General features: G+C 57.5%; 20 protein-coding genes. 12 read left to right on the plus strand and 8 right to left on the minus strand.

Going from position 1 to position 24051, the window contains the following annotated elements; translation table 11 throughout:
- Positions 1-84: 84 nt before the first annotated feature.
- The gene (locus LH23_RS22400) at positions 85-1989 is read right to left on the minus strand and encodes a methyl-accepting chemotaxis protein (RefSeq protein WP_039296008.1); all 1905 of its coding nucleotides are present in this window, start codon (positions 1987-1989) and stop codon (positions 85-87) included.
- Between the two features lie 379 nt (positions 1990-2368).
- Here LH23_RS22400 and LH23_RS22405 point away from each other — a divergent pair, with 379 nt between their 5' ends.
- Genes LH23_RS22405 through LH23_RS22420 form a run of 4 tightly spaced genes read left to right on the plus strand, consistent with a single transcriptional unit; the run spans position 2369 to position 5686 of the window.
- Complete coding sequence (locus LH23_RS22405) at positions 2369-3406, plus strand: isopenicillin N synthase family dioxygenase (RefSeq protein ID WP_039296010.1); 1038 nt, start codon at positions 2369-2371, stop codon at positions 3404-3406.
- A 29-nt stretch (positions 3407-3435) separates the two neighbouring features.
- On the plus strand, positions 3436-4242 hold the full coding sequence (locus tag LH23_RS22410) for a MetQ/NlpA family ABC transporter substrate-binding protein (RefSeq protein ID WP_039296011.1): 807 nt from the start codon (positions 3436-3438) through the stop codon (positions 4240-4242).
- Positions 4239-5030 (plus strand): methionine ABC transporter ATP-binding protein, encoded by a 792-nt coding sequence (locus LH23_RS22415; RefSeq protein WP_081946150.1) that lies wholly within the window; start codon positions 4239-4241, stop codon positions 5028-5030. Before LH23_RS22410 ends, LH23_RS22415 begins: the two co-directional genes overlap by 4 nt.
- Positions 5027-5686, plus strand: a complete 660-nt coding sequence (locus LH23_RS22420; RefSeq protein ID WP_166864839.1) for a methionine ABC transporter permease — start codon at positions 5027-5029, stop codon at positions 5684-5686. The genes LH23_RS22415 and LH23_RS22420 overlap by 4 nt, the downstream gene beginning before the upstream one ends.
- Positions 5687-5741: 55 nt before the next feature.
- Here the strand turns inward: LH23_RS22420 and LH23_RS22425 are convergent, their stop codons facing one another.
- Positions 5742-7112 carry a PTS transporter subunit EIIC gene (locus LH23_RS22425; RefSeq protein WP_039296012.1) on the minus strand — a complete coding sequence of 457 codons (1371 nt, stop codon included), beginning with the start codon at positions 7110-7112 and terminating at the stop codon, positions 5742-5744.
- A 281-nt stretch (positions 7113-7393) separates the two neighbouring features.
- Here LH23_RS22425 and LH23_RS22430 point away from each other — a divergent pair, with 281 nt between their 5' ends.
- The gene (locus LH23_RS22430) at positions 7394-8593 is read left to right on the plus strand and encodes an enolase C-terminal domain-like protein (protein ID WP_039296013.1); all 1200 of its coding nucleotides are present in this window, start codon (positions 7394-7396) and stop codon (positions 8591-8593) included.
- Here LH23_RS22430 and LH23_RS22435 read toward each other — a convergent pair.
- A complete protein-coding gene (locus LH23_RS22435; protein WP_039296014.1) occupies positions 8590-9303 on the minus strand; it encodes a GntR family transcriptional regulator in 714 nt (237 codons plus the stop codon). The genes LH23_RS22430 and LH23_RS22435 overlap by 4 nt on opposite strands.
- Positions 9304-9409: 106 nt before the next feature.
- Here LH23_RS22435 and LH23_RS22440 point away from each other — a divergent pair, with 106 nt between their 5' ends.
- Positions 9410-10969 (plus strand): EAL domain-containing protein, encoded by a 1560-nt coding sequence (locus LH23_RS22440; RefSeq protein ID WP_039296015.1) that lies wholly within the window; start codon positions 9410-9412, stop codon positions 10967-10969.
- On the opposite strand, the gene LH23_RS22445 is transcribed toward LH23_RS22440, so the two are convergent.
- The 4 genes from LH23_RS22445 to norR form a co-directional block, all read right to left on the minus strand.
- The gene (locus LH23_RS22445) at positions 10970-11440 is read right to left on the minus strand and encodes a 2TM domain-containing protein (protein WP_039296016.1); all 471 of its coding nucleotides are present in this window, start codon (positions 11438-11440) and stop codon (positions 10970-10972) included.
- 104 nt (positions 11441-11544) lie between these two features.
- The gene (locus LH23_RS22450; protein ID WP_039296017.1) at positions 11545-12303 is read right to left on the minus strand and encodes a molybdate ABC transporter permease subunit; all 759 of its coding nucleotides are present in this window, start codon (positions 12301-12303) and stop codon (positions 11545-11547) included.
- Positions 12300-13232, minus strand: coding sequence for an extracellular solute-binding protein (locus tag LH23_RS22455; protein WP_052050422.1), 933 nt, complete (start codon positions 13230-13232; stop codon positions 12300-12302). Before LH23_RS22455 ends, LH23_RS22450 begins: the two co-directional genes overlap by 4 nt.
- A 95-nt stretch (positions 13233-13327) precedes the next feature.
- Entirely contained in the window at positions 13328-14869 is a 1542-nt protein-coding gene (norR, locus tag LH23_RS22460) for a nitric oxide reductase transcriptional regulator NorR (RefSeq protein WP_039296018.1), read from the minus strand.
- 221 nt (positions 14870-15090) lie between these two features.
- Between norR and norV the strand changes: the two genes are divergently transcribed.
- Together norV and norW are read left to right on the plus strand one after the other, a co-directional pair.
- On the plus strand, positions 15091-16542 hold the full coding sequence (gene norV / locus LH23_RS22465) for an anaerobic nitric oxide reductase flavorubredoxin (RefSeq protein WP_039296019.1): 1452 nt from the start codon (positions 15091-15093) through the stop codon (positions 16540-16542).
- The gene (gene norW, locus LH23_RS22470) at positions 16539-17675 is read left to right on the plus strand and encodes an NADH:flavorubredoxin reductase NorW (RefSeq protein WP_039296021.1); all 1137 of its coding nucleotides are present in this window, start codon (positions 16539-16541) and stop codon (positions 17673-17675) included. Before norV ends, norW begins: the two co-directional genes overlap by 4 nt.
- A gap of 179 nt (positions 17676-17854) precedes the next feature.
- On the opposite strand, the gene LH23_RS22475 is transcribed toward norW, so the two are convergent.
- Complete coding sequence (locus LH23_RS22475) at positions 17855-18934, minus strand: oxidoreductase (protein ID WP_039296023.1); 1080 nt, start codon at positions 18932-18934, stop codon at positions 17855-17857.
- 176 nt (positions 18935-19110) lie between these two features.
- Here LH23_RS22475 and LH23_RS22485 point away from each other — a divergent pair, with 176 nt between their 5' ends.
- The 4 genes from LH23_RS22485 to LH23_RS22500 are packed head-to-tail and all read left to right on the plus strand — an operon-like array spanning position 19111 to position 23951.
- On the plus strand, positions 19111-20616 hold the full coding sequence (locus LH23_RS22485; protein ID WP_039296027.1) for a sugar ABC transporter ATP-binding protein: 1506 nt from the start codon (positions 19111-19113) through the stop codon (positions 20614-20616).
- Positions 20613-21608, plus strand: a complete 996-nt coding sequence (locus tag LH23_RS22490) for an ABC transporter permease (RefSeq protein ID WP_039296029.1) — start codon at positions 20613-20615, stop codon at positions 21606-21608. Before LH23_RS22485 ends, LH23_RS22490 begins: the two co-directional genes overlap by 4 nt.
- Before the next feature lie 28 nt (positions 21609-21636).
- Entirely contained in the window at positions 21637-22701 is a 1065-nt protein-coding gene (locus LH23_RS22495; protein ID WP_008460349.1) for a sugar ABC transporter substrate-binding protein, read from the plus strand.
- Between the two features lie 11 nt (positions 22702-22712).
- Positions 22713-23951, plus strand: coding sequence for an LVIVD repeat-containing protein (locus LH23_RS22500; RefSeq protein ID WP_039296031.1), 1239 nt, complete (start codon positions 22713-22715; stop codon positions 23949-23951).
- Positions 23952-24051: the final 100 nt, after the last annotated feature.

Consider the following 24051-nt stretch of genomic DNA (forward strand, 5'->3'; position numbering starts at 1 on the left):
AAGATGATTGGGTAAATTGCAAGCGGGGTTTAAGCGGGAAAAAGGATCAGAAAGAAACGGGCACCGCCTGGGTGCCCGCTGGGGTTAGAGTTTAAATCCAGCGACGACTCGCTCAAGCTGGGTGGATTGTTCCGCCATCGAATGCGAGGCGGAAGAGACTTCCTGGACCAGCGCGGCGTTCTGCTGAGTGGTGCTATCCAGCTGATTAATGGCCAGATTCACCTGCTCAATGCCCGTGCTCTGCTCGCGGCTGGAAGACATAATTTCGGCCATCAGCGTCGTCACGTTACGTACGCCCTGAGTCAGCTCTTCCATCGTGCTGCCAGCCTGAGTAACCAGCTCAGTCCCCAGATTCACATTGCTCACCGAATTTTCGATCAGCGCTTTAATTTCCCGTGCCGATTGCGCGGAGCGTTGAGCCAGGCTGCGAACTTCAGAGGCCACAACCGCAAAACCACGGCCCTGTTCACCGGCTCGGGCAGCCTCAACGGCGGCGTTGAGTGCCAGGATATTGGTCTGGAAAGCGATGCTGTCAATCACGCTGATAATATCCACCACTTTGCCGGAAGAAGTCTGAATAGCATTCATCGTGCTGACGACCTGCTTCACCACTTCTCCCCCTTTCACCGCCACGCTGGACGCTTCACGCGCCAGCTCGTTGGCATGGGCGGCGTTGTCGGCATTCTGGCGAACGGTGCTGGTCAGCTCCTCCATCGAGGCCGCCGTTTGCTCAATCGAACTGGCCTGATCTTCGGTGCGGGCGGACAGATCCTGGTTGCCCGTCGCAATCTGATGAGAGGCCGAAGAAATGGCTCGGGCGCTGTCCCCCACCTGCCGCAGCATGGTTTGCAGATAAATAATCACGCCGTTAAAACTGTCGATAATGGCGTTAAATTCCGGGCTGCTGGTTGGCTCCAGGCGCTGCGTCAGGTCGGCACCGCCAGCGGAAAGGCGGCTGATGTTGTGGTTAAGATCACCCAGGCGGCGCATCATATTGCGAACAAACAGCACCAGGATCCCGAGTAAAACGATCGCCATCGGGATCTGCACCATGCCAAGGCGCAGCAGAATCGCGTCCGTTTGTTTGGTCAACAGCGCGGTTGGCAGGTCAACCGCCAGAATCCACGGGCTGCCTTTTACCGTCTGTAAAATAACGGTGTGTGAAGTACCGTCGTTATCGTATTCATTCTCACTGCTCTGGCTGGCATTAAAACCGGGCAACATTCCCTGAACCGCTTTCGCCATTGGCAGCGAGCCACTCAGCTCAGAAAGATTCTTTAAGCCCGCCGTTTTGCCAATCTGATCCGCGTTACCGACAACTTTCCCGTCGGCTTCGATGATCAGCACCTGGCCTTTCACCGCCTCGCTCATCTGTTTGGCCAGTTGATTAAAGAAGCCCAGCGTGACGTCGATTGTTGCCACGCCCCACGGCTGCCCCTCTTTGGTAATCGCCATGGCGCAGTTAGTCCTCGGCTGCGGGCTGGCGTCATCCTGGTAGGCGTTCGCCCAGGCACATTGCCCGGCCGGAGAAGCCAGTCCGGCTTTGTACCACACCTGCTCGTAGTAGTTAGGCGCGGCATCCGAGTTCCAGTAGGTGTTTTCTTCAAGTTTATTGCTGCCGTTGCGGGCAAAGAAAGTGCTGAACTTATTGCGCCCCGCCTCGCGTTTTTCCGGCAAAGGCCAGATGCCGCCGCCAAACACGTTCACATCCTGGTACTGATCCACCAGCGTCGGTAATAACTTATTAATATCATCGCTTTGCATCGCAGCCACGGACTGGGTAATGCTGCGCATCTGCGCCTGCACGCGGTTCATCTGCTCGGTGATATTGACCGCCACGTTATCCACTTCGAAGCGAATCAGCTGGGTTTCATTGCGCTTAAGCTGCGGCGTCACAAAAAAGTGAATCACCAGCGAAGTAACCGCAATTAACAACATGAAAAACAAACATAAAGAGGTAATAAATCGGGATTGTGTAGTTTTTAGCATGATGAAGACACCTGGTGGTAGAAAGCGAAACGCTTAGCAACCTCTTCGGCATAAAACCCATAAACTTAACTGTCGCCATAACTTAACTGCTCGTTAACTATTTCTAAATGTAATTAAGCCTCAGTGAAATCCATAAGTTACCGCTATGCGTTGAAATATTTTGCAATGATTAGACTTTTCTCGTTTCCGCAAATGCTTAGAACCCCACCGGGTCATACCTTAGAAGATAACAATATTGGGCGAGGATTTTTGATTACGGCAAGGTAAGCGCTAACGCTACCCGACCGTATTCAGAAGGACATTGCCATGATGCTGTGCCGTTGTTGTGCCGAACTCAACCCGACCGCCTTTTCTAAGACTTTATTGACCGGAGTAAACTATGAGCACCAATCCTGGCCTGGCACTGCCGATTCTTGACCTGTCCCAGCTTAACGGCAGCGAAACTGACCGTTCTGCCTTCCTCAGCCAGTTGCGCTACGCCGCGCGAGAAATTGGCTTTTTCTACCTGATCAACCACGGCATCAGCCCTGACCTGCAGCAGGCGGTCCAGGACGAAGCCCGCAGCTTCTTTGCCCTCCCCGACGATGAAAAACAGCAGGTGGCAATGATCCATTCGCCACATTTCCGTGGCTACAACCGCGCCGCCAGCGAACTTACCCGCGGCCAGCCCGACTGGCGCGAGCAGTTTGACCTCGGCGCAGAACGCCAGGCATTGCCGCCGGATGAATATGCCCCGGCGTGGCGTCGCCTGCAGGGACCAAACCTCTGGCCGACCGCCAGACCTGAACTCAAACCCACGCTTTTACAGTGGCAAAGCGAAATGACCGCCGTGGCGTTAAAACTGCTGCGCACCTTTGCCGAAGCCCTGAGCCTGCCGGCCGATGCCTTTGACGACCTTTACGGCAATCTGCCCAACGAGCACATCAAGCTGATTCGCTATCCGGGGCAGTCTGCCACGCAGAGCAACCAGGGCGTGGGCGCTCACAAAGACTCCGGCTTCCTGAGTTTCCTGCTGCAGGACGATAAAAAAGGCCTGCAGGTCGAAGTCTCGCCGGACAACTGGGTCGATGCCCAGCCGCTGCCGGGCAGCTTTGTGGTCAATATTGGCGAGCTGCTGGAGCTGGCCACCAACGGCTATCTGCGCGCCACCGTTCACCGCGTGGTCTCTCCGCCTCAGGATGAAGAACGTCTGTCCATCGCCTTCTTCCTGGGCGCACAGCTCAACGCAGTGGTGCCGGTTTATCAGCTCCCGGAAGCGCTGGCCCGCGAAGCTCAGGGGCCAGAAAGCGACCCGCAAAACCCGCTGCTGCGCGACGTGGGCTGGAACTACCTGAAAGGCCGCCTGCGCTCACATCCCGACGTAGCGGAACGTTATTACCCGGACGTCCTTCGTAACAGCAGTGAACTGATCGCTTAATAACACATTAAAATAAAAGGAAAATAACGATGAAAAAGACCGCTTTTAAATTGGCTGGCGTTGCTCTGTCACTGTCTCTGGCTTTCGCGGCACAGGCCGCAGATGCGCTGCGCGTCGCGGCAGACCCGGTTCCGCATGCGGAAATCCTCGCCTTTGTGCAGAAACTCGATCCTAACCTCAAGCTGAAGGTCGTCGAACTGAGCAACGGCGTTAATGCCAACGAACTGCTGGCGAACGGCGACGTCGACGCCAACTACTTCCAGCATGTGCCTTATCTGCGTGACCAGGAGAAAGCGCTCGGCAAGAAATTTGTTGTTGCCGCCACGGTACATATCGAACCGCTGGGCATCTACTCGCACAAATACAAAGACCTGAAATCCATCCCGGAAGGTACGACCATCGCGGTACCGAACAACGTCACCAACCTCAGCCGCGCTCTTTTCCTGCTCCAGGACAAAGGCCTGATTACCCTCAAACCAGAATTTAAAGACGCCGCCACCAACCAGGCAACGCCCAAAGACATCGCCAGCAACCCGAAGAAGCTGAAGATCCTGGAAGTTGAATCCCCGCAGATCCCCCGCTCACTGGATGACGTAGGCCTGGGCGTGATCAACGGCAACTATGCGCTCGAAGCTGGACTCAGCCCGGCCAAAGACTCCCTTGGCCTGGAAAGCGCGACCCATAACCCCTACGCCAATATTCTGGTCACCAACCCGAATCTGGAAAACGACCCGCGCATCAAACAGCTGGCGAAAGACCTCGAATCCCCTCAGGTGGCCGAGTTCATTCGCAAGCAGTACAACGGCTCGGTGATCCCGGTAGAGACTAAGTCATGATCGCCCTTGAGCGGCTGAGCAAAGTGTACGCCGGAGAAGGCCGACCGGCGCTGGATGACATTAACCTTGCGATCCCGGATGGTGCCATTTACGGCATTCTGGGCCGCAGCGGTGCCGGGAAAAGTACGCTTATTCGCTGTCTCAACCTGCTGGAGCGGCCTACCTCGGGCCGCATTATCATGAATGACCGGGACATCACCACGTTTAATCAACGCGAGCTTCGCCAGCACCGCCAGCGCACCGGCATGGTGTTCCAGCATTTCAACCTGATTCACGCCCGCAGCGTGGAAGACAACGTTGCCGTGCCGCTGGAAATCTCCGGCACGCCGCGTGAGGCTCGCCAAAAGCGCGTTGCCGAGCTGCTCAACCTTGTGGGTCTGAGCGACAAAGCCAAAGCCTTTCCATCCCAGCTTTCCGGCGGGCAAAAACAGCGCGTCGGCATCGCACGGGCGCTGGCCGCCCATCCGGAAATCCTGCTCTGCGATGAGGCCACCAGCGCGCTGGATCCTGACACGACCGCCTCAATCCTGGCCCTGCTGGCGGACATTAACCGCCAGCTTGGGCTGACGATCGTGCTGATCACCCATCAACTGGAAGTCGTCAAAGCCATTTGCGATCACGCGGCGCTGCTGGAGCACGGCAGGTTAATCGAAAGCGGCCCGCTGTCTGAACGATTAGTGGACCCGTTCTCCAAATTACGCACTTCGCTGCTGCACGATGCAGAGGCCGAACGCGAGTTCTTACGTCGTCACGGCGTGGAAGGGAGAGTTTTATGCGAAGTAGCATGAGTTGGGAAGATCTGTGGCCGCTGCTGCTGGACGGCACCCTTGATACGCTTTACATGGTGGGCCTGGCCGGGCTGTTTACCGTACTGATTGGATTGCCGCTCGGCGTCCTGCTGTTCCTGACTCGCCGGGATGCGGTATTGCCCGCGCCCCGCCTGAATCAGGTACTTGGCAGCATCATTAACGTGGGGCGCTCATTGCCATTTATTGTCCTGCTTATCGCCCTTATTCCACTGACCCGCATTATCGTCGGTACCACGCTCGGCAGCACCGCCGCGGTGGTGCCCATCACCATCGGCGCCTTCCCCTTCTTCGCCCGCGTGGTCGAAAGCGCGCTGGATGAGGTAGACAAAGGCCGGATTGAAGCCATTCTGTCGATGGGCGGCAACGCCTGGCATGTGGTGAGTAAAGTGCTGCTGCCCGAAGCGCTCCCTGCCATCCTGGCGGGCATCACGCTGACGATAGTCATGCTGATCGGCTTCTCTTCAATGGCCGGTGTTATCGGCGGCGGTGGTCTGGGCGACCTGGCCATTCGTTACGGCTACCAGCGCTTTAACAACCAGGTCATGGTCGGAACCGTCATCATCCTGATTGTGATGGTGCATTTGGTGCAAAGCCTCGGTGACCATTTAGTTCGCCGCCTGGCCCACCGCCGTTAACAGGCATTCAGAACACAATCGGGGCGCGTATTGCAGCCCCGTTTGCGTTTAAGCATTACGCTTTCTCACGCACCAGCACGGTGGTCAGCAGGAAAGAAAGCCCCAGCGCAAGCGCCACGCCCAGCAGGGCAAAGATAAAGTACGGGCCAATGTAAGCGGGCAGGCTAAAAATGCTCGACAGAATATAGCCGTACAGCCGCACGCCGAAGAACGCGATGAAGGCCGAAGCAACCGAACTGGCAATCGTGGCAGCAATAAACGCTTTCTTGTAGCGAGTTAACACGCCAAACAGCGCCGGTTCGGTAATCCCCAGCAGCGCGGAAATCCCAGCAGACAGCACCACCGAGCGATCGGCCCTGGACTTGCTCTGCCGCCAGATGGCAAACGTCGCCCCGGCGATAGCCATGTTGGCCATAAACATCATCGGCATCAGCATGTCATAGCCGCGATCGGTAAAGTTCTGCAGCGCGATTGGCGTCATGGCGTGGTGCATCCCGGTCAAAATGGCTATCGGGCGGATCGCACCTACCACCAGTCCGGCAAAGCTCGCGGAAATCCCGAACAGCCCTTCAATAAACCAGGCTAGCCCTTTCCCCAGATAAATCCCCAACGGGCCAATCACCACCAGCGCCACCAGCGCGGAGATGAATAACGTCAGCGTCGGGGTGAACACCGTTTTCAGCACGTCAGGCATGATGCTGTCCACCCAGCGGTGGATATAGCTCAGCGCCAGCACCGAGAAAATAACCGGGATCACGCTGGAGGCGTAGTTAAACACCGAAACCGGGATCGCATTCAGAAAATAGAAAGCATCCACCGCACCAGCCTGATGCGCGGCCAGCGCTTTCGCCGCTTCAATCAGCGACGGATACATGAAGCAGGCCGCCACCGCCGCCGCGAGGTATTCGTTAGTTTTGAATATTCTGGCTGCCGAGATCGCGAGGAAAAACGGCAGGAAATAAAACACGCCGCTGGCGATGAGATCGATAACGATCACCGTATCGCTTTTGGCCGAGATAAGCTTGAGCGCCACCAGCCCGGCCAGTAGGCCTTTGATCATCCCTGCCCCTGCAATCGCCGGTACAATCGGGCCAAAAACGCCGGAAACCGTGTCCATAAACAGCGACACCAGGCTCTTACGCTCTTTTTTGCCAGCAGAGGCGGCAGGTGCCTCTTTTGCGCCGCCAAGCAGCGCGGTCAGTTGCTCGTACCAGCTGTTCACCTGCGGGCCGATGATTATCTGAAACTGATCGCTTTGCGTCTGCGCGCCCAGCACGCCGGGCAGCTTTTTGATCTCCGGCTGGTTCACTTTATTATCATCAATTAAATCGAAACGCAGACGCGTCATGCAGTGCCAGACTTTATTAATATTATCCGTCCCGCCGACCAGACGAATAATAGAAGCAATGACGTCACGACTCCCCATGAATAACTCCCCGGTGTTGGTTTATTGTTATGTGTTGCTGCCGCCGATGGTAGAGAATCAAAAAATTAAAAACAAACCAATGAAACATGACAAGCGTCACAGATAGCCAAAACAAAAGAACAATAACAACAATTGGTACGGTTTTATCGCCTTTAGAAGTGAAATAACTGACCAATAAAAAAGAGTCAAAAAAAGCGTTTACCGCCGGGGAAAAATAGGGTGATAGTAATAGCAGAACTTAATTCACTGCGTTTATCTCAGCCTGACGGTGGAGCTTTCTCGTGCTACCCACAATTATCGAAAATATTGAATGTTTTATTACTAAACCGGACCGACATAACCTGGTCACCGTGCGCGTCACCACCAACAAAGGCGTGACCGGCCTCGGCTGCGCCACCTTCCAGCAGCGGCCGCTGGCGGTAAAAACCCTGGTCGACGAATACCTCAAACCACTGTTAATGGGCCGCGACGCCAATCACATCGAAGACCTGTGGCAGATGATGACCGTCAACGCCTACTGGCGAAACGGCCCGGTCATGAACAACGCCATCGCTGGCGTGGATATGGCGCTGTGGGACATTAAAGGCCAACTGGCGAATATGCCGCTTTACCAGCTTTTAGGCGGCAAATCGAAGGATGCCATCGCGGTCTACAGCCACGCCGCCAGCGAAACGCTCGAAGGGCTTTATCAGGAAGTGGATAAACTTCTGGCACAAGGATACCGCTACATCCGCTGCCAGTTGGGGTTCTACGGCGGCACTCCCCAGAGTATGCATCAGACCAAAGATCCCACGCCCGGCGCGTACTACGACCAGGACGAGTACATGGCAAACACGGTGGAAATGTTCCGCGCGTTGCGTGAGAAATACGGCCACCGCTTCCATATCCTGCACGACGTTCATGAACGGTTATTTCCCCAGCAGGCCATTCAACTGGCGAAAGCACTGGAGCCTTACCAGCCGTGGTTTATCGAGGACATTCTGCCGCCGCAGCAAAGCGCATGGCTGGAGCAGGTGCGCCAACACTCTTCCGTGCCGCTGGCGATGGGCGAACTGTTCAACAACCCGGCGGAATGGCATGACCTGATTGTGAACCGCCGTATCGATTTCATTCGCTGTCATGTATCGCAAATCGGCGGGATCACCCCGGCGTTAAAACTGGCGGTGCTCTGCCAGGCCTTTGGCGTGCGCCTCGCCTGGCACGGGCCACCGGACATGACGCCGATTGCGGTTGCGGTGAATACTCACCTGAACATTCACCTGCATAACGCGGCGATTCAGGAGTTTATTCCCGTCAAAGAAAACACCGCCGCCGTGTTCCCAGGTGCTCCATCGGCGGAAAAAGGCTATATGTATCCGCTGGAAAAACCGGGCATTGGCGTGGGCTTTGACCAACAGCAGGCGGAACGCTTCCCGGTGGAGTATCGGCCGCACGAATGGACGCAAAGCCGCCTGCCCAACGGCGCGATCCACACGCCTTAAGACGTTTTACGCCGTGCCAGATTAGCGTGATTAAAGGGGATGACGTAGGTGCAGGAATAATTGATATCGACGATATCGCTGATTTCAAACACCCGCCCTCCTTCCAGAATGCCGCGGTTACTGATTTGCATCGCGGGCAGGCCCTTCTTGCATTCGAGCAGTTGGGCCTGTTCTTTATTGACCACCACGGCCTGATAGCGGGTCAGCAAATGCGAAATATGAAATCCCTTGCTCAGGACATACTGCTGCAAAGAGCTTTCAATCACCTTCTGGTTGAGATCGGGGAAATCTTTAGCCGGCATGCGCGACGTTTCAATTTGTACTTTTTGATTATCTACCAGCCGCAGGCGGCAAAACTGCCAGATAAACTCCTCGGCACCGAGGCCAAAAACCTGCTGCTCGTCGCGGTCGGGCAGCTTTTTATGCAGGCTGACCAGCCGAAACGTAATGCGGTCGAAAGATTTTTCGGTAATCGAGTTATACACCAGCGGGCTGTTGCGGGCCTGCTCATTAATCCAGATGCCGGACCCTTGAATAATGGAGACCACGCCAATGCTGACCAGTTTTTCCAGCGCCTGGCGAATCGTGAAGCGCGAAACGCCATATTCTTCAGCCAGCTGCCGCTCCGGGGGCAGTTTGCGCGGGCCAGGCTCGCTGTGCTGATAAATTTTGCTCAGTAAATCCTGGGTCACAAAGTCTTTTTTTTTCATCGCGGGCTCCTAACCTTTGCGCTGAAACATAACATTCCTGCGCCCGGTGAACTATGCTGGCAGGTAAATTACCCCAAACGTTGCCCCCTTACGCCGGAACCCATTTATGACAAGCAAAAAAATGGTCAGTCTCGTCAATGGCGTGCTGATTGTGGCCGTGCTGCTGCCGGTCTTGCTTAGCATCTATCTGGCGCATAACAAAGCTGAGAAAACCTTCCACAGCGAGCTGGAAAATTACGCCGACCGCGCGCTGCTGCGCAGCGACAGAGTGATCAACCAGGCCACCGCGGCGCTCACGCAGATCAACAGCTTCAGCGGCCAGTATTGCTCCCGCAGCCACCTGGATGCGATGCGCCGCGTCGCTTTCAATTATCGTTACATCCAGGAAGTGGTTTATATCGTCAACAACCGTACCGTTTGCTCATCGCTTGAAGCAACCCACGACGGCGCGAAGCTGGGCCCGCCCGACACCAGCGGCACCAAAGGCTTCTTCGCCTGGTACACCGACGTCACCGACCTGGGCTTCGAGCGCCCGATGATGTACATCGGTCAATTGCAGCATGTTGTGGTGATTGACCCGATTGCCTTTATTGATGTAATCCCGTTTGGCCATAACCCGGTTGACGTGGCAATGGTCGGCATGGAGCACAACCGGCTCATCGCCAGCAACGCCCCGTTGCCTAATCGCAGCTGGGAGAGTGAAATTGGTAGAGGCACGGAGGCGTATTCAGACGGGCAAAACGATTACGTGATCCGCCGCTCGTCAGAGCTCGGGCTGGCGATGATAGCCTGGGCACCCAGCGCCCCGCTGCAAACGGCCTGGTATAAGCAAATGCTCCTCTGGCTACCGATTGGCATTCTCTTTAGCCTGAGCGCCGGCTGGTTTATCACCCGCCTGCTGCGCCGCCTTGAATCTCCCCAGGCGCGCATTCAGGATGCGATTCGCGATCGGGAATTTACCCTCGAATATCAGCCGATTGTTGATTTAAAAACTGGCGAAGGCGTAGGGGCCGAAGCGTTAATCCGCTGGCGTTTGCCGGACGGGAGCTTTATCAGCCCGGACGTTTTTATCCCCATCGCCGAACAGGCCGGGCTTATCTCCCAGATAACCGAACTGGTGGTGAAAAAGACCTTCGCAGACCTCGGCGACTGGCTGCACGCCCACCCTCACTATCACGTTTCGATCAACCTCGCCCCTGCCGATGTGCTAAACGACAAGATTTTGCAGGTTATTAAGCCCCTGCTGCTGAAGTACCAAATCAAAGCGGAGCAGATAGCGCTGGAGATCACCGAACGCGGCTTCGCTAACCCGAAAGTCAGCGCTCCAATTGTGGCGAAATACCGCGAAGCGGGCCACCCAATCTACCTGGATGACTTTGGCACAGGCTACTCCAGCCTCAGCTACCTGCAGGATCTCGATGTCGATATCCTGAAAATAGACAAATCGTTCGTTGACGCGCTGGAGTACAAAAACGTCACGCCGTACATCATTGAAATGGCGAAAACGCTGCATCTGGCGACGCTGGCCGAAGGGATTGAAACGGCGGCGCAGGCGGCGTGGCTGCGGGAACACGGCGTCGCCTGGGGGCAGGGCTGGCTTTACAGCAAAGCCCTGCCGAAACAGGCTTTTATCGACTGGATTGCCCGCAACCGCATTGTGAACTGATCACTTCCGCAACAGCTGCTGGAGGCGCTGCTGCTGGCGTTTCTCCAGCCAGCCCTTCAGCAGGAACAGGCGCAGGCCACCCATCACCAGCAGCGCGCCCCAAATCAGCGTTGCCCACTGGAACCAGTAATGGCCCGGCGAAGTTAGCCAGTTAATGACGGCCAGACCGGTGCACACAATCGCCCACACCAATACCGAACGGTAGAAGCGATATTCGCGCGCCACCCGCCGTTTAGCTTCGAGAATGCGGGTATTCAGCGCATCCTCTGGTTCACCGTCTGGCTCATTGTCATCGTACAAATCCGTCACATTGAGATCGAACGCCGCCGCGATCGCGCTCATGGTTTCCAGGCTCGCCTGGCCGCCATTTTCAATACGCTGAATAGTTCTGACGCTCAGGGAAGAGAGTTCGGCCAGCTGCTCCTGGGACCAGGCGCGGGACAAACGCAACGCTTTAATGTTGTTACTCATGGCTGGAGATCCTCAAATGATTTAACCCGCCCTGACTATGGCTCAGCCCGCGCCACTTCAACACGACAGCGACACGACATCAACCCGACAGCAACCTGACAGCCCTAATGCGCCGTTTTTCGCCGGGCAAAAGCAAAGCAGATAATCGGCAGAGGCAAAGTGAACAGCAGCAGCAGCCATACCAAAGTATAAACCGCATCCACGCCGTCGTTTTGCAGATTGGTATACAGCTTGACGGGGATCCCCTGAGGGAAATAAGCGAAAATCATCACGATGCCAAATTCGCCGATGGCCCGAACCCAGGCCACGGCAAGCGCCGACGCAAGCCCCGGGGCGGACATCGGCAAAGCAAGGCGCAGGAAGCGCTGCCAGGGCGAGGCCCCGAGCGTGCGTCCGGCTTCAAGGATCTCTTTCGGCACCGCGGCAAACGCGGAACGGGCGGCGGTAATAAAGTAAGGCAGCGCGCCGTAAACCTGAGCCAGCACAAAAGCCCCAGGGTTGTTCACCAGCGTTAGCCCGAAGCGGGACAGCCACTCCCCCGCCAGGCTATACGGCCCCCAGGCGGAAATCAGCAAAATCCCCATCGCCAGCGGCGGCGTAAGCAGGGGAAGCAACACCAATACCTCAACCAGCAGCCGACGCCGTCCTTTGGCCCAGGCCAGCCACCAGGCCACCGGCAACCCCAGCGCCACCACAATCATCAGCGCCAGGCCGCCCAGCCCAAGGGAAACGGCAATCGCGCCACCGTCTCCCCAGGCCAAATGAAAACCGTGCCACGGCGTGACGCCCAGCAAAGTCGCAAACGGAATCGCCAGCAGAAGCAGTGCCGGGAGCGACAGCCACATTGCCGGGCTACGCATCATTGCGCGTAAATCGCCTGGCCCTTAGGTGCCGCATAGCCATTCGCTTTAAACAGCTTTTGACCTTCGGCACTGCGCATAAAGTCGATAAACTTCTGCCCCTGCTGCACGCCGTTCGGGGCGTTTTTCAGCACGGCAGCGTAATAGACCAGCGGCTGGGTATGCAGCACCTGATCTTTCCCGGCGCTGTCCTTGATGGTGAAGCTCACGGTGTCGTACCACTGTTTGGCTTCATCCGGGTTGCTGAGGTTGATCTCATCCGGCAGCGCGATGTACGGCAGTTTGGCGGAAATCACTTCACTTTCATACCCGGCGGCGGCGTCAACCTGCCCGCTCTCCAGCCGCGTCAGCAAGCCACCCTCCAGGCTGACCTGGGCAGGGTTTTGGACTTCCCCCATCACCTGCTTCGCCACGCCAGGATGCTGGTAATATTTTTCCGCCAGCAGCAGCGTAAAGACAATGTTCTGCCCTTTAGGATCGTTATACGGATCGGTGCGACCAAACTTCAGCCCCGGCGTCGCCAGCACTTTCAGCCAGCTGGCATCTTTCCCGCTCGCGGCGGCAAACTGCGGGGCGTATTTCCCTTTCGGGCTATAAGCGATAACCATGCTGGTGCTGGCCACCGGCACGGCATCGTCAATCAGCCCGGCATCTTTCAGAATTTGCATAGGGCCAGGGGTGATAGAGACAAACACATCGGCGGTAATTTTCTTGCTGGCGAGCAGCCGCGCCATCCCGTAAGCGCCCTGCCCCTGTCCCTGGTAATCACCGTGGTTTTCTTTGGCAAAGGCCGGGCCGAGAGACTGGTCCATCACCTTGCCCATCGAACCTGCATAAGTGACGCGAATATCGGATGAAGCCAGCGCCGGGGCGCTGAAAAGAAGTGAGCAAAGCGCCAGGGCGCCCGCGCTGCGTGCTGAAGTCAAAGCCATAGCATCCTCGTTATATATAAAAATACACAGCGATTATCCGCGCCGCTTCGCCGCTAAACAACGAGTTTGTATGATGAATTTATCTGCGGTTGAAGTTAAGAGGTACTCCCTTGGGGTGACTTAACCCCCAGCCGCTTCGCCAGTCGGTGAAGGTTGGCCACGTCGACGCCGAGCTGCCGGGCGCTGGCCGCCCAGTTATTGCCATTGCGGGCAAGCGCTTCAACAACTCGGCCGCGCTGAAACTCATCGGTCGCTTCCCGCAGGCTGACAAAAGGGGTTTCTACAGGCGGAGTTTCTGGCTCGTGGGCTACCGCATCCATCTGGCCAGAAAGCTGGAAATGTTGAGGCTGAAGCACAAGCTCGCCCTGCGGATAAGCAGCGCGGGCCAGCACAATCGCGCGATAAATGGCGTGTTCCAGCTCGCGAATATTCCCCGGCCAGCCATACTGCGCCAGAAGTATCCGAGCCGATTCGCTAAGCACAACCTGTTTCAGGCCCATCTTCACGCGGCTTTGCTCGCAGAAAAAACCGGCCAGCAGCGCAATATCATCTCCACGCTCGCGCAGCGGCGGAACGTGCAGCGGAAAAACGCTCAGGCGGTGAAACAGGTCGGCGCGGAACTCGCCAGCCAGTACCTGCTGGCGCAGATCGCGGTTAGTCGCGGCCAGTACCCGCACATCCACGCGCTGGCTGCGATCGTCCCCCACTCGTTGTATATCGCCGTACTGCAGCACGCGCAGCAGCTTGGCCTGCAGCGCCAGCGGTAATTCACCGATTTCATCGAGAAACAGCGTGCCGTTATCCGCCATTTCAAACTTGCCGGTGCGGTGATGAATCGCCCCGGTAAAAGCTCCCTTCACATGGCCGAACAGTTCACTCTCCGCCACGCTTTCCGGCAGCGCGGCACAGTTTAGGTAAACCAGCGGACTTGCCGCCCTGGCCGATCCAGCGTGAATCGCGCGCGCCACCAGCTCTTTCCCCACGCCCGTCTCGCCGGTAATCAGCACGTTCAGATCGGAACTGGCAACAATCTCGATCTCTTTTTTCAGCTGAATGATGCCAGTTGAGCGGCCAATCATCTCCCCGGCTGCTTCACGTGCAATAGCGGGCTGCACCGTACCTTCCGGCGTTTGCTTTTCAAGCTGTTCCAGCAGTAAAGCATTGTTCAGCGCCCCGGACGCCAGCACGCCAATCAGCCTGAGTTCTTCATCGCTGAAGCTGTCGAACTGATAAGGATCCATGCCGTCCACGGTCAGCGCGCCGATAAGCGTCTGATCAGCAAACAATGGCAGCCCCAGACAGGCGTGAACCTTGAGTTCTTCATGGTCTGGAATCAGGCCGTCATACGGGTCGGGTAGCTCGCTGTCGGCCGGGAAACGTACCACGTCTCCTGCGCGGGCAATGGCCTCCAGCCGCGGATGGGCATCCACGGCAAAGCGCCGCCCCAGCACGTCGATGGCAAGGCCATCTATCGCCAACGGATAGAAATGTCGCGACTCGTAGCGCAACAGCGCCGTGGCATCGCCACCTAGCAGCTTCCTCAGGGTTCGGATAACGCGGGTAAAGCGATCGGAATGGCTGATGCCGCTCTGCAGTTCGATTGCAATGGCGGCGAGAGAAGACATCGACAGGCTCATGGGGAGGCTCCGGAAACGCGGGGCGTTCAGCTTACGCCTGAGTAGTCAAAATGACAAACACCAGAGTCATTATGACTAAAAACAACAATGTCATTATGACAACACCACAACCCCCACAAAACAACAAAACATTAAAAATCAAAGCATTAAAAAACTGGCACGATACTCGCAATAACACAGTCATTGAAGCACTTAACGCTATGACATCAATGAGGTTCTCAATGGCTATTCAGGTTAAAAACAACATTCAGTGGGTTGGGCAGCGTGACTGGGAAGTGCGTGATTTTCACGGCACGGAATATAAAACGCTGCGCGGCAGCAGCTACAACAGCTACCTCATTCGCGAAGAAAAAACTGTCCTAATCGACACCGTCGACCACAAGTTCAGCCGCGAGTTTGTGCAAAACCTCGAGCGTGAAATCGACCTTAACACGCTCGACTACATCATTATCAACCACGCGGAAGAAGACCATGCGGGAGCGCTGACCGAGCTGATGTCACGCATCCCGCACACGCCAATATACTGCACCGCCAACGGCATCGATTCTATTAACGGCCACCACCATCACCCGGAGTGGAACTTTAAGGTAGTGAAAACCGGCGACAGCCTGGACATCGGCAATGGCAAACAGCTGATCTTCGTTGAAACTCCGATGCTGCACTGGCCGGACAGCATGATGACCTACCTGACCGGCGATGCGGTGCTGTTCAGCAACGACGCCTTCGGCCAGCATTACTGCGATGAACACCTGTTTAACGACGAAGTGGATCAGACTGAGCTGTTCGAACAGTGCCAGCGCTACTATGCCAACATCCTGACGCCGTTCAGCCGCCTGGTAACGCCAAAAATTACCGAAATCCTCGGCTTCAACCTGCCGGTGGAGATGATTGCCACCTCCCACGGCGTGGTCTGGCGCGACAACCCGACGCAAATCGTTGAGCTGTATTTGAAATGGGCGGCCGATTACCAGGAAGACCGTATCACGCTGTTCTACGACACCATGTCGAACAATACCCGCATGATGGCGGACGCCATTGCCCAGGGCATTCACGAAGTTGACCCGCGCGTGGCGGTGAAAATCTTCAACGTGGCCCGCAGCGATAAAAATGAAATTTTGACCAACGTGTTCCGCTCCAAAGGCGTGCTGGTCGGCACCTCCACCATGAACAACGTGATGATGCCGAAAATCGCCGGGCTGGTGGAAGAGATCACAGGGCTGCGCTTTCGCAACAAACGCGCCAGCGCCTTCGGCTCCCACGGCTGGAGCGGCGGCGCGGTCGATCGTCTTTCCACCCGCCTGCAGGACGCGGGGTTTGAAATGTCCCTCAGCCTGAAGGCGAAATGGCGCCCGGACGGCAACGCGCTGGAACTTTGCCGCGAACATGGCCGCGAAATCGCCCGCCAGTGGGCGCTCTCCCCGCTGCCGGTGGCTCAGGCTGTAATCACCGCCGATTCGATAGCCGAAGAAGCAAAAGCAGAATCCACCGGCGCCGACCTCGGCCCCTGCATGCAGTGCAGCGTTTGCCAGTGGATTTACGATCCGGTCCAGGGTGAACCAATGCAGGCCGTTGAGCCAGGCACGCCGTGGAGCGAAGTGCCTGACAGTTTCCTGTGCCCTGAATGTTCGCTGGGCAAAGATGTCTTCGACGAACTGGCAACGGAGGCCAAATGAACAATGGCATTGTGATAGTCGGCTCGGGCTTTGCCGCCCGCCAGTTGGTGAAAAATATTCGCAAACACAGCGCAGAGGTGCCCATCCGGCTGGTTGCCGCCGACAGCGCCGACGAGTACAACAAACCGGATCTGAGCCACGTCATCAGTTTAAATCAGGGAGCCGAAGCGATGACCCGCCAGCAGGCTGGCGCGTTTGCGGAGCAGTTCAACCTGACCCTGCACGCCAATAGCTGGGTCAGCAGCCTCGACCCCAAAAACAAACTGGTCAACTGCGGCGAACGACAATGGCACTACGACAAACTGGTGCTGGCGACCGGCTCTTCCGCCCTGTTGCCGCCCGTCGCCGGCAAAGAGCTGATGACGACGCTCAATAGCCAGCAAGAATATCAGGCCTGCGAAGCCCGGCTGCGTGACGCCCGGCGGGTGATGATCCTCGGCGGAGGGCTGATCGGCAGCGAGCTGGCGATGGACTTCTGCCGCGCGGGCAAAGAAGTTGTGCTGGTGGATAACGCCAGCCACCTGATGGCATCGCTGCTTCCGGCAGAGGTTAGCGGCCGCCTGCAGTCCCGCCTGAACGAGATGGGCGTCGAGCTGCTATTCAACCAGCGTCTGGAAGCGGTGAGCCAGATGGAGTCAGGGCTGTGCGCCACGCTCAACAACGGACGTGAGCTGCAAGTCGATGCGGTAGTCTCTGCCATCGGCCTGCGCCCGAACGTTGGGCTGGCGCAGCATGCAGGGCTTGAGGTTAACCGGGGCATCAAGGTGAACAGCCAGCTGCAAACGTCTGACCCGGACATTTATGCCCTCGGCGACTGCGCAGAAATAGACGGTAAAGTGCTGCCGTTCCTGCAGCCGATTCAGCTCAGCGCCATGACGCTGGCAAAAAACCTGCTCGGTGCGAGCGACACGCTTTCCCTTCCGGCGATGCTGGTCAAGGTGAAAACGCCGGAGATGCCGCTGCACCTGGCCGGAGAAACCCAGCGCCGCGACCTGATCTGGCAGATTACCGCCAGTCCGCAAGGGCTGATTGCCAAAGGGATGGACGCCGAGCAGCAGCTAAGGGCGTTTATCGTCAGCGAGGATCATATGAAGCAGGCGTTTAGTTTGGTGCGGGAGCTGCAGTTAGGCTGAAGGAAAATGAGCGCAGGGAGCCATTTTTCCCCTCACCCCGGCCCTCTCCCCAGGGGGGCGAGGGAGAAAAAATGACATGCAATCCTGTTTTTCCCTCTTCCCTGTGGGGCGGGGAGAAAACAACAGAGCTGAACAGTCGGTAATCTATCCCCTCTCCCCTATGGGGTGAGGGGCAAACCTTACAACGTTTCCACTTTCTCCAGCGCCGCCAGCAAACTCTCCGGCGACAGCGCCACCGGCAGCGCATGAATCGACTCCCCGGCCTGTAAAGTACGAGCAATCACTTTATCCAGATCGGCACGGTGATGAATATCCACATCCAGTTGCGCCAGTTTGGTTGGCAGGTTGAAACGCTTATAGGCCTGCGTCAGCTGCGCCAGAACATCGTCCTGCCCTAGCAGTGCGCTCTGCACCAGAATCCCGTAGGCCACTTTCGTGCCGTGGAGGAAGCGGTCGGTTTGCGGCAGCGTCGTCAGGCCGTTATGCACGGCATGCGCGGCGGCAACGCGAGTGTAACGTTCGCCCAGGCCGCCCACCATCCCGCCCCCGGCAATAATCGCCTCGACCACATCCAGAAACGCCTGACTTAACTTGCCCTGCCGCTGATCTTCCAGCGCCTGCTCGCTGCTCTCCAGCAAAACATCGCGGATTGCCAGCGCCGCCCCAATGCCGAGGCGCACGGTCAGCGGCAGATTTTCCGGCTGCGGGCTAAGTACCACCGCTTCGTACCACTTCGCCAGCGTGTCGCCGATCCCGGCCAGCAGATATTCCTGCGGCGCACGCAGGATAATTTCCGGCTCCACCAGCACCAGGTGATTTGCATCGTTGAAAATCTCGAAGCGCAACGCCTGCCCGGCGTCGTTGTACCACACGGACAGCGGCGTCCAGGCTGCGCAAGTTGCCGCGATGGTCGGGATCGCCACCACTGGCGCATTCAGCCGACGCGCCACCACTTTGACCGTATCCAGCAGCGCCCCGCCGCCGATACCGATCACTACCTGTCGTTCACCAGACTCCGCCACCAGCCTCTGCACGTCGGTTTCGCTGCAGTGCCCGCCAAACTGAATATGCTTCGCACCGGGCAACTCAAAAGCCTCCGGCAGGAAGGGCCGGGCCGCCTCAAACGCGCGCTCACCGTAGATCCAGACCGCGTTATTCAGCTGATCTTCGCTGTAAAACTCAGTCAGACGGGCAAGGCTGCCGGGGTGTGAATAGTAATTCGCGGGGCCGGTAACCACGCGGATAGCGGTGCTGGTCATGATGCATTTCCTTTTCTTCGCTGGCGGGATATATTCTATGCCGATGATATGTCCAGACATCTGGACGGCTAATATCATTTTGCTTTATCTTATGTCTTTTCGTTCATTGCCCGCAACCCAGAAGGCCGTTAAAAATTCGACAGATCAATTCATTAAACCCGGAAGCTACCGCCGCTATGACCACGCTTAACCGCCTTGAGATGCGAGAAATCTCTATCGCCTTCGCGGGCTTTAACGCGCTGAGTCAGGTGAACTTCCGGCTGAATGGCGGCTCGGTACATGCTTTAACCGGCGCAAACGGCGCGGGTAAATCCACGCTGATGGCGGTGCTTTCCGGCGCGCACGATCATTACCAGGGCGAAGTGCTGATCGACGGTGAAACGGTGACGATCCGCAACCCGCGTGACGCCAAACTGCTGGGGATCCATCTGGTGCAGCAGGAAGTGGACGTTGCCCTGGTGCCGGGCCTCAGCGTGGCGGAAAACATCATGCTCGATAAGCTGGCCGAAACGGGGCATGTCTACCGCTGGTCGAAAATTTACCGGCAGGCTCGCGAAGCGCTGGCGCAGCTCGACGTGAACATCGATATCAAAAAGCGCATTGAGCAATGCACCCTGGCAGAAAAACAGCAAATCCTGCTGGCGCGGGCGCTCTCACATCATTGCCGTTTTCTGATCCTCGACGAACCCACCGCCCCGCTGGACAGCCAGGAAAGTGAACATCTTTTCCGCGTCGTGCAGCGGCTACAAAGCGGCGGCATCGGCGTGGTGTTTATCTCCCACCGCATCCACGAGCTGAAAGCCATTTGCGACCAGATGACGGTGCTGCGCGACGGCAAGCTGGTGGACAGCGGCCCGATGGGGCATCTCAGCGGCGAAGAGATTGTCGAGAAAATGCTGGGCCACCAGCTGGACGATATTTATCCCCCTCACCGCCCGCCGGTTGCGGGCGACACGCTGCTGGCGGTGGAAGGTCTGCATGACGATGCGCTGCTCCGCGACATCTCGTTGCGCCTGCGCAAAGGCGAAATTCTGGGCATTGCGGGCCTCGCCGGGGCGGGAAAAACCGAGCTTTGCAAAGCACTGTTCGGCGCCACTCGCAGCACGCTTGAGCGCGGCGAACTGAAAGGCAAGGCCTGGCGCCCGACCGACCCGGCGGACTCCGTCACACGCGGCGTTGTGCTGGTGCCGGAAGAGCGCCGCAAAGAAGGCATTTTTATCGACGAGTCGGTCACCATGAATCTCGCCGTCAGCGCAGACAGCCAGTTTACCCGCTGGGGGCTGTTCGACTACCGCAAAGCAAGACGCTGGGCGGAGGAGACCATCCAGCAGTTGGGCATTCGCACCAGCGGCCCGGCGCAAACGCTGCGCCGCCTGTCCGGCGGCAATCAGCAAAAAGTGGCCATCGGCAAATGGCTGCGCAACGAAGCCGACGTGCTGATTTTTGATGAGCCAACCAAAGGCGTGGACATCAAAGCCAAAACCGACCTCTTCGTACTGATTGACCAACTGGCTCGCCGTGGCAAAGGGGTGATTTACGCCTCTGGCGAATTTGCCGAACTGGTCGGGCTGTGCGACCGCATCTGCGTGCTGTGGGACGGACGCATCGTCGCTGAACTGGACGGCCACCAGGCCACCGAAGAAACCTTATTACTCTACTCCACTGGAGGAACCCCCGCGTGAGCAAAGCATTATCCCTTAAGGTCGGCGCGTCCGGCCGCCAGCAGTTTTTTGACTTTCTCTACAAATGGGGGATGTTGCTCACCGTGGTGGCCCTGGTGGCGCTGTTCGGCATCGCGTCCGACAGTTTCCTTGAGCCGAATAACATCATCAATATTCTGCGCTCCATCGCCATCGTGACGGTGATTGCCATCGGCGTGTCTATCTCTCTCACCGTAGGCGGATTTGATTTGTCCGTCGGCTCGACCGCCTCGCTGGCAAACGCGCTGGTTATTTCGCTGTTCGTCTGGCACGGCTTCGGCACCACCGAAGCGATTCTTATCACCCTGGTGCTGTGCACGCTGGTCGGGCTGTTCAACGCCTTCCTGATCGTGGTGCTTAAAATTCCCGACATGCTCGCTACGCTGGCCAGCCTGTTTGTGATTCAGGGCGTGGCGATGACCTACAGCTACGGCGGCTCGATCACCGAAAACATGGTACTGCCGAGCGGCGACATGGCGGAAGGGACGATTCCGGCCGCCTTTGGCCTGCTCGGGCAGGTGCCGACCATCGTCATCATCATGCTGGTAGTCACGCTGGTCGCACAGCTCGCGCTCTCTCTGACCAAACATGGCCGCCGGATGTACGCTATCGGCGGTAACCCGGAGGCGGCTCGCCTGTCCGGCATTCGCACTACCCGTTACCGCGTGGCGGCCTACGTGCTGGCCTCGCTGCTGGCAGGTTTGGGCGGTATTCTGCTGGCCTCACGTATTGGCTCTTCACAGGTCAACGCCGGCGGCGGCTACCTGATGGATGCCGTGGCCGCCGCCTGGATTGGTTTCTCTCTGGCAGGTTCCGGTAAACCTAACGCGCTCGGCACGCTGGTGGGCGCGGTGATTCTGGGCGTGCTGCAAAACGGGCTGGTGATGCTCTCCGTGCCGTATTACGCGATGGACATTATTAAAGGCCTGGTGCTGGCTGCCGCGCTGGCGATTACTTACATACAACGACGCTAAAACAACAACTTCACACAGGGTAACGACCATGAAAAAACTGACTACTTCACTGCTGGCGCTTAGCCTGCTTGCCGCTCTGCCGGGCCACGCCGCTACGCCATCGCCGGTGCCGGAAAAAATCGCCGCCCACGACGGCCCAATCCGCATCGCCGTGATCCGCAACCTGGGCTCCGACGACAACACCACGCAGTTTGTCGCCGGCGCAGTTCAACAGGCTAAAAAGCTGGGCTTCAAGGTCAGCACGTTCCTGAGCAACGGCGACGACGCCCGCTTCCAGGACTTTGTGAACCAGGCGATCAGCCAGAAGTATGACGGGATTATTCTTTCTCAGGGTCGCGATCCTTACTCCACCGAACTGGTGAAAAAAGCCGTGGCCGCAGGCATTGCGGTGTCGGTCTTTGATACCGCCGTAAACGGCACCATTCCCGGCGTGACCGTCACCCAGCAGGACGACGCCTCGCTGACCAGCCTCTCCTTCGGCCAGTTGGTCAAAGACTTCAACGGCAAAGCCAACATTATCAAGCTGTGGGTGGCCGGTTTCCCTCCAATGGAACGCCGCCAGGCCGCCTATCAGGAACTGCTGAAAGCCAATCCGGGCATTAAAGAGCTGGAGTCCATCGGCGCGGTTTCTTCTGACGTGCAGGGCGACACCGCCAACAAAGTGGGCGCGGTGCTGGCGAAGTACCCGAAAGGCAAAATCGACGCTATCTGGGGCACCTGGGATGCCTTCAGCCAGGGCGCCTATAAAGCGCTGCAGGAAAACGGCCGCACCGAAATTAAGCTCTACAGCATCGATGTTTCGAACCAGGACATCCAGCTGATGCGCGAAGCCAACAGCCCGTGGAAAGTGAGCGTGGCGGTCGATCCGAAGCTGATTGGCGCCACAAACGTGCGCCTGGTGGCCTACAAGATCGCCGGGGAGCAAACGCCTGCAACCTATGACTTTAAAGCCGCAGCCATTCCTCAGGCGCTGCTGGCCAGCCAGCCTGGCCCGGTCAACGTCACTTCGCTGGGCAAAATCATTCCAGGCTGGGGCCAGACCGACGACTTTATCGCGCCGTGGTTCGCCACGCTCGAAGCGAAAAATAAATAAGGAGTCGCGCAATGGCACTGCCACAACCCGAATACAGCCGCAATATGCGGCTGATCGGCCATAGCGATCAGGGGGGAAAACCGGACGGCGTGCAGTTGATGGTGCACCGGGGCTATGCGTATATCGGCCATATGGTGTCGCAGGGCTTTTCGATTGTTGACGTCCGCGATCCTAAAAACCCAAAAGCGGCGGGCTTCGTGCCCGCGCCGCCGGGTACCTGGAATATTCACCTGCAGGCGCACGACGATCTGCTGCTGGTGATTAACGCCCGGGATCTGTTCGCCGACGTGCGTTTCGCCGATGAGAAGGTTTACTACACCAAATCGGTTGGCGAAACGGTCCGCGACGTGCAGGACAAAGGCTGGAGCGCCGGGTTACGCATTTTCGATATCTCCACGCCAGATAAGCCCAAAGAAATCAGCTTTCTGTCACTGAGCGGTATCGGCATCCACCGCTGCTGGTACGTGGGCGGCCGCTGGGCCTATGTATCCGCACTGATCGATGGGTTTAGCGATTATATCTTCCTGACTATCGACCTCGCCGACCCGCGCAATCCGCAGGTGGCAGGTAACTGGTGGCTGCCGGGCATGAACACCGCCGCGGGTGAGCAGCCCACCTGGCCGGAAGGCAAACGCTATGCGCTTCACCACGCGATTATCAGCGGCGACACGGCGTATGCCAGCTGGCGCGACGGCGGCCTGACGCTGTTGGACGTTTCCGACCGTGCGCAGCCGCAGCTCATCAGCCACCGCAACTGGAGCCCGCCGTTTGGCGGAGGCACCCATACGGCGCTGCCGCTACCAAATCGCGATCTGTTGGTGGTGCTTGACGAAGCGGTGCTGGACAATCAGGAGGACGGCGAGAAGCTGATTTGGCTGTTCGATATTCGCGACCCGTCAAACCCGGTCAGTATCTCCACCTTCCCACAGCCGGATGAGATTGATTATGTGGCGAAAGGCGCGCACTTCGGCCCGCATAACCTGCATGAGAACCGCCCCGGCAGTTTTATCAGCGATACGCTGATTTTCGCGACGTATCAGAATGCTGGCGTGCGAGCCTACGATATTTCGAACCCGTACCGCCCGGTAGAAACGGGGGCGCTGGTACCTGCCGCCCCGGAAAAAATGATGGATACTCGCCCTGGCCGCCCGCAGGTGATCCAGTCCTGTGATGTATTTGTCGACGCTCAGGGGATTGTGTACAGCACGGATTATAACGGCGGGTTGTCGATTATTGAGTATTTGGGGTAGTTTGCCCCTCACCCCGGCCCTCTCCCCACAGGGGAGAGGGGGAAAACATAAAAACATTCTTTATCCCTCTCCCCACAGGGAGAAGGAGAAAACATAAAAC

Origin of the sequence: Cedecea neteri (genome assembly GCF_000758305.1) — a bacterium.
Taxonomy (GTDB): domain Bacteria; phylum Pseudomonadota; class Gammaproteobacteria; order Enterobacterales; family Enterobacteriaceae; genus Cedecea; species Cedecea neteri_C.

Excerpts from the sequence above, each read along its gene's own strand:
- LH23_RS22400 (WP_039296008.1), bottom strand. The coding sequence starts at position 1,989 with ATGCTAAAAACTACACAATCCCGATTTATTACCTCTTTATGTTTGTTT.
- LH23_RS22405 (WP_039296010.1), top strand. The coding sequence starts at position 2,369 with ATGAGCACCAATCCTGGCCTGGCACTGCCGATTCTTGACCTGTCCCAG.
- LH23_RS22410 (WP_039296011.1), top strand. The coding sequence starts at position 3,436 with ATGAAAAAGACCGCTTTTAAATTGGCTGGCGTTGCTCTGTCACTGTCT.
- LH23_RS22415 (WP_081946150.1), top strand. The coding sequence starts at position 4,239 with ATGATCGCCCTTGAGCGGCTGAGCAAAGTGTACGCCGGAGAAGGCCGA.
- LH23_RS22420 (WP_166864839.1), top strand. The coding sequence starts at position 5,027 with ATGAGTTGGGAAGATCTGTGGCCGCTGCTGCTGGACGGCACCCTTGAT.
- LH23_RS22425 (WP_039296012.1), bottom strand. The coding sequence starts at position 7,112 with ATGGGGAGTCGTGACGTCATTGCTTCTATTATTCGTCTGGTCGGCGGG.
- LH23_RS22435 (WP_039296014.1), bottom strand. The coding sequence starts at position 9,303 with ATGAAAAAAAAAGACTTTGTGACCCAGGATTTACTGAGCAAAATTTAT.
- LH23_RS22440 (WP_039296015.1), top strand. The coding sequence starts at position 9,410 with ATGACAAGCAAAAAAATGGTCAGTCTCGTCAATGGCGTGCTGATTGTG.
- LH23_RS22445 (WP_039296016.1), bottom strand. The coding sequence starts at position 11,440 with ATGAGTAACAACATTAAAGCGTTGCGTTTGTCCCGCGCCTGGTCCCAG.
- LH23_RS22450 (WP_039296017.1), bottom strand. The coding sequence starts at position 12,303 with ATGATGCGTAGCCCGGCAATGTGGCTGTCGCTCCCGGCACTGCTTCTG.
- LH23_RS22455 (WP_052050422.1), bottom strand. The coding sequence starts at position 13,232 with ATGGCTTTGACTTCAGCACGCAGCGCGGGCGCCCTGGCGCTTTGCTCA.
- norR (WP_039296018.1), bottom strand. The coding sequence starts at position 14,869 with ATGAGCCTGTCGATGTCTTCTCTCGCCGCCATTGCAATCGAACTGCAG.
- norV (WP_039296019.1), top strand. The coding sequence starts at position 15,091 with ATGGCTATTCAGGTTAAAAACAACATTCAGTGGGTTGGGCAGCGTGAC.
- norW (WP_039296021.1), top strand. The coding sequence starts at position 16,539 with ATGAACAATGGCATTGTGATAGTCGGCTCGGGCTTTGCCGCCCGCCAG.
- LH23_RS22475 (WP_039296023.1), bottom strand. The coding sequence starts at position 18,934 with ATGACCAGCACCGCTATCCGCGTGGTTACCGGCCCCGCGAATTACTAT.
- LH23_RS22485 (WP_039296027.1), top strand. The coding sequence starts at position 19,111 with ATGACCACGCTTAACCGCCTTGAGATGCGAGAAATCTCTATCGCCTTC.
- LH23_RS22495 (WP_008460349.1), top strand. The coding sequence starts at position 21,637 with ATGAAAAAACTGACTACTTCACTGCTGGCGCTTAGCCTGCTTGCCGCT.
- LH23_RS22500 (WP_039296031.1), top strand. The coding sequence starts at position 22,713 with ATGGCACTGCCACAACCCGAATACAGCCGCAATATGCGGCTGATCGGC.